General features: G+C 53.4%; 8 protein-coding genes and 1 pseudogene. All 9 read left to right on the top strand.

Features of this window, described 5'->3' with window-relative positions:
• Positions 1–221: pseudogene (locus tag MWC30_RS21145) on the top strand (heparinase); the annotation flags it as partial.
• Entirely contained in the window at positions 145–1,005 is an 861-nt protein-coding gene (locus MWC30_RS21140) for a heparinase II/III-family protein (RefSeq protein ID WP_306423207.1), read from the top strand. The pseudogene MWC30_RS21145 and the gene MWC30_RS21140, both read left to right, overlap by 77 nt.
• A 183-nt stretch (positions 1,006–1,188) precedes the next feature.
• Positions 1,189–2,001 carry a glycosyltransferase family 4 protein gene (locus tag MWC30_RS21135; protein WP_244086187.1) on the top strand — a complete coding sequence of 271 codons (813 nt, stop codon included), beginning with the start codon at positions 1,189–1,191 and terminating at the stop codon, positions 1,999–2,001.
• 239 nt (positions 2,002–2,240) lie between these two features.
• Entirely contained in the window at positions 2,241–2,471 is a 231-nt protein-coding gene (locus MWC30_RS21130) for a hypothetical protein (protein ID WP_244086186.1), read from the top strand.
• Positions 2,472–2,485: 14 nt separating this feature from the next.
• On the top strand, positions 2,486–2,758 hold the full coding sequence (locus MWC30_RS21125) for a DUF2283 domain-containing protein (protein WP_244086185.1): 273 nt from the start codon (positions 2,486–2,488) through the stop codon (positions 2,756–2,758).
• Between the two features lie 176 nt (positions 2,759–2,934).
• A complete protein-coding gene (locus MWC30_RS21120; RefSeq protein WP_244086184.1) occupies positions 2,935–3,369 on the top strand; it encodes a DUF86 domain-containing protein in 435 nt (144 codons plus the stop codon).
• 101 nt (positions 3,370–3,470) lie between these two features.
• A complete protein-coding gene (locus MWC30_RS21115) occupies positions 3,471–4,511 on the top strand; it encodes a DUF4351 domain-containing protein (protein ID WP_244086183.1) in 1,041 nt (346 codons plus the stop codon).
• A 515-nt stretch (positions 4,512–5,026) separates the two neighbouring features.
• Positions 5,027–5,407: a type II toxin-antitoxin system HigB family toxin gene (locus MWC30_RS21110; RefSeq protein ID WP_244086182.1), complete on the top strand. Its 381-nt coding sequence runs from the start codon at positions 5,027–5,029 to the stop codon at positions 5,405–5,407.
• 5 nt (positions 5,408–5,412) lie between these two features.
• Complete coding sequence (locus MWC30_RS21105; protein WP_244086181.1) at positions 5,413–5,838, top strand: type II toxin-antitoxin system HigA family antitoxin; 426 nt, start codon at positions 5,413–5,415, stop codon at positions 5,836–5,838.
• The last annotated feature ends 473 nt before the right edge of the window (positions 5,839–6,311 follow it).

Raw genomic sequence — 6,311 nt, 5'->3', positions numbered from 1 at the left:
ACACGGGGGAGCGCAAAGGGTGGCACGAAGACTATATTCGCCGTTGGATCGAAGAAAACCCGCCGGCTGAGGGAAACGGCTGGGAGCCATACCCGACGTCGCTTCGCATCGTGAACTGGATCAAGTGGATTCTTAAAGGCAACGATCCTGTGCCCGGGATGCTCCAAAGCCTGGGACTCCAGGCGCGATGGCTCCGCCGGCGGGATCGTCCTCTTCAATGATGCCGCCGTCGGTATCGCAGCTACAACGGAGAAGCTTTCGGAGTATGCGGCGAAGCTGGGCATCCGGACGGATTCCTCCCCTGCCCTCCCCCTCCTTCATTTCGTCGAAACGGGGTATATCCGCGTAGAGCGAGGCCCTTTCACGGCCTTCCTCGACGTGGCCCCCGTCGGGCCCGACTACCTGCCCGGGCACGCCCATGCGGATACCCTGACGTTTGAGCTGTCGGTACGGGGACAGCGGGTCATCGTCGACTCGGGCACCTCCTGTTACGGTACAGGAACCGAAAGGCAGAGGCAACGTTCTACAGCAGCTCACAATACCGTGGAGATCGATGGAGAAAGCTCGTCGGAGGTGTGGAGCGGGTTTCGGGTGGCGCGCCGCGCTTATCCGCGAGAATTGGAGATGCGGGAAGAGGATGGCGAGATCGTGGTCGCCTGCAGCCATGACGCGTACCGGAGGTTACCCGGAAAGCCGATGCACCGGCGGGAATGGCGCTTTCAAGGGGAAGAGATCGTGATCACGGATTGTGTGCAGGGGCGCTTTTCCGAGGCGGTCTCCAGGTTTCATTTCCATCCGGAGGTTCGTGTGGAATTCACGGATTCCGCCGAAGGGCGGCTGTGGCTCACCGAGGCGGAAGCGCTTCGGTGGCGTGTACAGGGTGGAGCGGCTGCCGTTGTGCCCTCGAGCTATCATCCGCATTTTGGGGTCAGCGTTCCTTGCCAGTGCCTGGAGATTCGTTTTCAAAACAATCATCCGCAGATTACGCATATTAGCGCGGATTAGAACCGAAGAGGACCTTTTTAGAATCCGCGAAAATCTGCGTAATCTGCAAATCGAGTAGGTGATTGAAATGCATATACTTTTTCTCTTGGACAATTTCCCTCCTGAAGTCAACGCTCCGGCCAGCCGCACATTGTTTTCGAACTGAGGGACATCTGGCCCGAATCCATCAAGGCCGTCGGGGCCATGGAGGATTCCAGGATCATTCGACTGCTGGAGCGGGTTGAGATGTTTCTCTACCACAGGGTTTCCCGGATCGTCTCCGTGACGGAATCCTTCAAGAAAATCCTGGTGAAAAGAGGGATCGACGCTCGGAAGATTTCAGTCGTCACCAATGGCGTGGACATTTCCCGCTTCCATCCCATGGTCAAAGATCCCGAATTGATGGCGCAATATGGGTTGGAAGGCAAGTTCGTTGCCGGCTACGTGGGGACCCACGGGATGGCGCATGGGCTGGAAACTCTCCTCAGAGCGGCAAAGAGGCTGGGAGAAACGAGCGGCGGCGACCTCTTCCGGTTCATACTCCTGGGAGACGGCGCGAGGAAAGGGGCTCTCAAGGAAACGGCCCGGGAGATGGGACTTGAGAATGTCATTTTTATCGACTCGGTGCCCAAAGAGCAGGTGCCCAGATACTGGTCTCTCCTGGATGCTTCCATCATCCATTTGAGGAAAACGGAGTTGTTCACAACGGTCATTCCATCCAAGCTGTTCGAATGCATGGGGATGGGAATCCCGGTGCTTCACGGGGTGGCGGGAGAATCCGCCTATATTGTGGAGCGGGAAGGGGTGGGCCTGGTTTTCGAACCGGAAAATGACGTGGAACTGTGTCAGAAGCTGGTGAGGCTCAAGGAGGACGGGCAGTTGTACGACAGGCTGAGAGAGAGGTGCCTCATCGCGGCGAGGAGCTATGATCGTGGAGAGCTGGCGCGGAAGATGCTCGCCCTTGTTCATCCGCAGATGACGCAGATTAAGAACCTTGGGGTATTGGAATATTGTTAAAATGACGCCAGGGATGCTATCCTTTGCCGGACTGGGCGAAACATCGCCTGGCGTCTGCGTCGTCGGAACAGTTGGACCAGTGGGCCGAGCGCGTGCTTGAAGCGAAGTCACTTCAGGATGTGTGGATAGAATAAAGAAGGTCCCGGCTCCCAATCCACCCAGACCCAGATTCTGTGACGAGCAGGCAGGCCGGCGCATCGCCGAAATTCTAACAAGCAATGTTCAACAAGCCACAACAGATGAAAACCACGGAATATTTCACCTATAGCGTGCTTTTGCGGCGGCCTTACCTTAAGATGGAATGGATTCAATATGTTTTAGATCACCCCATCCGCACGGAAAGACAGCCCAACGGGAGAATTCGGCAATGGGCCTTCATTCCTGAGTGGGGCAAGTACCTTCGCGTCGTCACGGAGCCGGATGGGCAAACAGTCCATAATGCCTTTGCCGACCGGCGATTCAAACCTTGAAAGAGGATAACCCGATGGTTTTTCAATATTACCCTGATGATGACGTGCTTTATATAGAATTTACAGACGGCACTAGCACCGAATCGGAAGAAGTGGCTCCAGGAATTGTTCTGGACTTCGATGAACGGGGCCGAGTCGTCGGTATGGAGATTGAGGATGCCGGTCGACAGGTCGACCTTTCCAAACTGGAATTGAATTCCATGCCGATCGCTACACTGATCTTCACCAAACGACGAGAAGCAGAAGTCGTGCAGACTCAGAAAGCCAGCAAAGAAATGTCTCTCTGAGCCGTCGAATGACATCTAAAGCCGGGCCACACCGCTGCTCCAGCATCAGACTTTGAAGTACGGCCGACTGATCCATGAAGTGGACACACGGGAACGCACCCGACAGGAGGTTTTGGCGCGCAGTCACTATCTGGATGGCGCTTTTCTTTACAAGAAACGTGGAAAGGGCAAGAAACATGGTGGATAGAGAGCTCCTTTCCAGAAAGCTTTCTCGCCTGCAGGGTTATGTCGACGTCCTGAAATCGGCTGAGGATATCACCTGGCAGAAGTACCAGTCGGATATTCGTGCGAAGGCTTTTATAGAGCGCTATCTGCATGTTGCCATTGAAGAAGTGATCGATATCGCCAACCATTTCGTGTCGTTTCATGGCTGGCGTGAGCCCACCGGGTATCGCGATCTGTTTTTGATCCTGGCGGTACACGGAATTCTCCCCGAAAATCACCTCTCCACTTTTCAAAACATGGCATCGTTTCGGAATCTGCTGGTCTACCGCTATGAAAATGTTGACGACGAACTGGTCTTCGGCATCTTTAGAAAACATCTGGGCGACTTCGATCTTTTCATCGCTTTCGTCATGCGTTGGGCTGAAGAAGACACCAAACAGGACTGAAGGATGTGGAAATCGTCGACTGTCAGAAGACCTGCCCGTGAACCAAAGAGTTTGCCCACTATTGGAAATTGAAGCAGTTCAAAGAGTGACGTGGAGAACTCATGCAGGCACACGACCATAATTTCAAGAATGTCTTTCTGGATTTCCCGAAAGAGGCCCTCGCCTGGTTGTTGCCGGAAGCGCTGCAGGCCTACGGGCAACTCGAACGTATCGAATTTGTGAGGCAGGAGCCAAGAAAGCGGAAATTATCGGAGGCGCATCTTTCCCTCGACATGCCCATTTTGTTTACCTTCGCCGCAGCGCGGGTCCTTCTCTGGCTGGTGGAATTTCAAGAGGACAAGCAGCGGTTTTCCATCTACAGGCTGCTCAGATATACAACCGATTTGATGGAAGCCTATCCGGACGCGACGGTGGTCCCGACGGTGCTCTTCACCCAAAGGAAAAAATGGAGGAAGGACGTTTCGCGCCGGATTGAAAGCCACCTGGGAAACCGGCAGTTTCTGCACTTCGAATATCAGTTGATTCGCCTGTTTGACTTTCAGGCCCGGGACTATTACGATCATCACAATCCTATCGTGAAGATTCTGCTGCCGAAGATGGATTATAAACCGGAGGAGCGGGCGGAAGTGATTCAGCAGGCGTACCTGGGACTGTTCAGGTTGACGGCGCCGATGCTGTTTGACAAGTATGTGGACTTCATCGATGTCTACGCGGAAATCCGGGACGAGGAGCGTGAAGCCATCTACCGCCTGATGACGGAGAGAGAGGAGACCGTTATGTTGGCTCAATACATAAAGGATAAGGGATTTCAGGAAGGACGACGCGAAGGACAGCGCGAAGGAAAACTGGAAGGACAGCGCGAAGGAAGACTGGAGGGACGACGCGAAGGAAGACTGGAGGGACGACGCGAAGGAAGACTGGAGGGACGACGCGAAGGAAAGTTGGAAGGAAAGTTGGAAGGAAAGCTGGAAGGAAAGCTTGAGGGAAAATGTGGCCTCCTGGAGAAGATACTGACCCGTCGTTTTGGTCCACTGCCGGACTGGGCGAAACAGCGCCTGGCTTCTGCGTCGTCGGAACAGTTGGACCAGTGGGCCGAGCGGGTGCTCGAAGCGAAGTCACTTCAGGATGTGTGGGTAGAATAAGGGAGCTCCGGCCGTATGCCGCGTAGTGCCTGGGGATTGGGTGGGCAAAAGAATATTCCATGATCCTTATCCATCCGCAGATTACGCTAATTTTCGCCGATTGAAAAAACGATGGAGATTCAGAATACCCTTACGAAGGAGTTATACTTGTTGAGGATGAAAAGCTTCGTTTTTGTAGGAGCGGCTTCCAGCCGCGACGTTAGCCGGTCGCGGCTGGAAGCCGCTCCTACAAAGAGCATGGAGCGACCTAAAAATGTAACTTCTTAACCGAAACGACTATAAGTCATGCGCCAATCGGTAGTGACTTTGGCGAAGCTCCAGGTCGTCTCCCCATTCACCCACGCACACGCAACCAATCACCGACTTCGGCATCGACGCGGAATCTTATGAGAGATTTCGGGCCATGCAGCCCCGGAGTTCGATGAACGGCGCAGAATCATCGGTATGGAAATTGAGGATGCCGGCCGACAGGTCAAAATTTCCAAAGAAGCCGGCCTCAACGGCAGGCCACTGAAATGGACAAGGCATCTTTTGGCGCTCCTGGGTCAAAAAGCTTCTGCCAACGAGAGTTGCCCAACATAGCAAAATGCTCTATATTATTTATGCATGTCATATCTAAAAAAGCGATTGTGTCTTTCTGGCGCGTGCATCCTGCTGCACGATCACCTTTGGAATCTTGGTATCGGGTCGTCAGCAAATCAAGGTTTGAAAACTTCAGCGACATCAGACAGGCATTCGGCTCGGCTGACTACGTTGCCCCGTACACCATTTTTGACATTGGTGGCAACAATTTCCGGGTGATCACAGTGATTCATTACAACCGGCAAAAACTCTTTATCAGAGAAGTGCTCACCCATGCAGAGTATGACCGCTGGAGCAAAGAATACGGGAGTTAGCGCACATGAACACACCGGCTATTGACACCGCTTCCATCGGCCCGGCATGGAGAGCCCTCCAAAACACACTACCGGTCAGGATCACTCCCATACGCGACGACGACCAGTATCAGCGAGTGATTCACCTCATGAATGCACTGCTCGATGTGGTAGGCGACAATGAAGAACATGAGCTCGCAGATTTTCTTGAGCTCATTGGACGTCTCGTCGAAGATTACGAGAACGAACATATAGTGATCCCTGACGCGCCGGCCCATGAAGTCCTGCATTTCCTGATGGACCAACAGGGGCTGGAAGAGACCCATCTTTCCAAAGAACTGGGCGGCCAAACGGTCGTCAGCGCTATTCTCAGCGGGAGGCGCAAGATCAATGAACGCCAGGCCAGGGCGCTGGCGGCAAAGTTCAACGTCTCCTCATCCGTGTTCCTCTGATTGAAGACCCATACCTGGCCTACAGAGGATGCAAGGAAGTGGTTTGTTCATATAGCATCCTCTACAAACCTCCGGAAGTTCGAAGCAGAATGAATGCCATCCCCCGATTGGCCATCGAAACCTGGCTATCGGCACCTTCGTCCTCTCATTGAACTGCTGAAATCCTTACGAAACGATGATCGACAAGCGTCCGCAGATGAGAACCACAGAATATTTCACCCATATCGTGCTTTTGCGGCGGCCTTACCTTAAGATGGAGTGGATTCAATACGTTTTGGATCATCCCGTCCGCACGGAAAGACAGCCCAACGGGAGAATCCGGCAATGGGCATTCATTCCCGCCGCAGATTAGCCTGAAAGAATATCGGCGCGCATGCCCTCCGCAGTCCACAAAAAGATCGTCGACGCCGCATGATAGCCGATATAATATATTTTGTAAGGGAGATTTTCGATATGGAGGCTTAAATGGAGAC

Origin of the sequence: Desulforhabdus sp. TSK (assembly GCF_022836495.1) — a bacterium.
Classification (GTDB): Bacteria; Desulfobacterota; Syntrophobacteria; order Syntrophobacterales; family Syntrophobacteraceae; genus Desulforhabdus.
This window is presented reverse-complemented; position numbering and strand designations above follow the sequence as displayed.

Coding starts and splice junctions, on each gene's coding strand:
- MWC30_RS21115 (WP_244086183.1), top strand. CDS start 3,471: ATGCAGGCACACGACCATAATTTCAAGAATGTCTTTCTGGATTTCCCG.
- MWC30_RS21135 (WP_244086187.1), top strand. CDS start 1,189: ATGGAGGATTCCAGGATCATTCGACTGCTGGAGCGGGTTGAGATGTTT.
- MWC30_RS21110 (WP_244086182.1), top strand. CDS start 5,027: ATGGACAAGGCATCTTTTGGCGCTCCTGGGTCAAAAAGCTTCTGCCAA.
- MWC30_RS21105 (WP_244086181.1), top strand. CDS start 5,413: ATGAACACACCGGCTATTGACACCGCTTCCATCGGCCCGGCATGGAGA.
- MWC30_RS21125 (WP_244086185.1), top strand. CDS start 2,486: ATGGTTTTTCAATATTACCCTGATGATGACGTGCTTTATATAGAATTT.
- MWC30_RS21120 (WP_244086184.1), top strand. CDS start 2,935: ATGGTGGATAGAGAGCTCCTTTCCAGAAAGCTTTCTCGCCTGCAGGGT.
- MWC30_RS21130 (WP_244086186.1), top strand. CDS start 2,241: ATGAAAACCACGGAATATTTCACCTATAGCGTGCTTTTGCGGCGGCCT.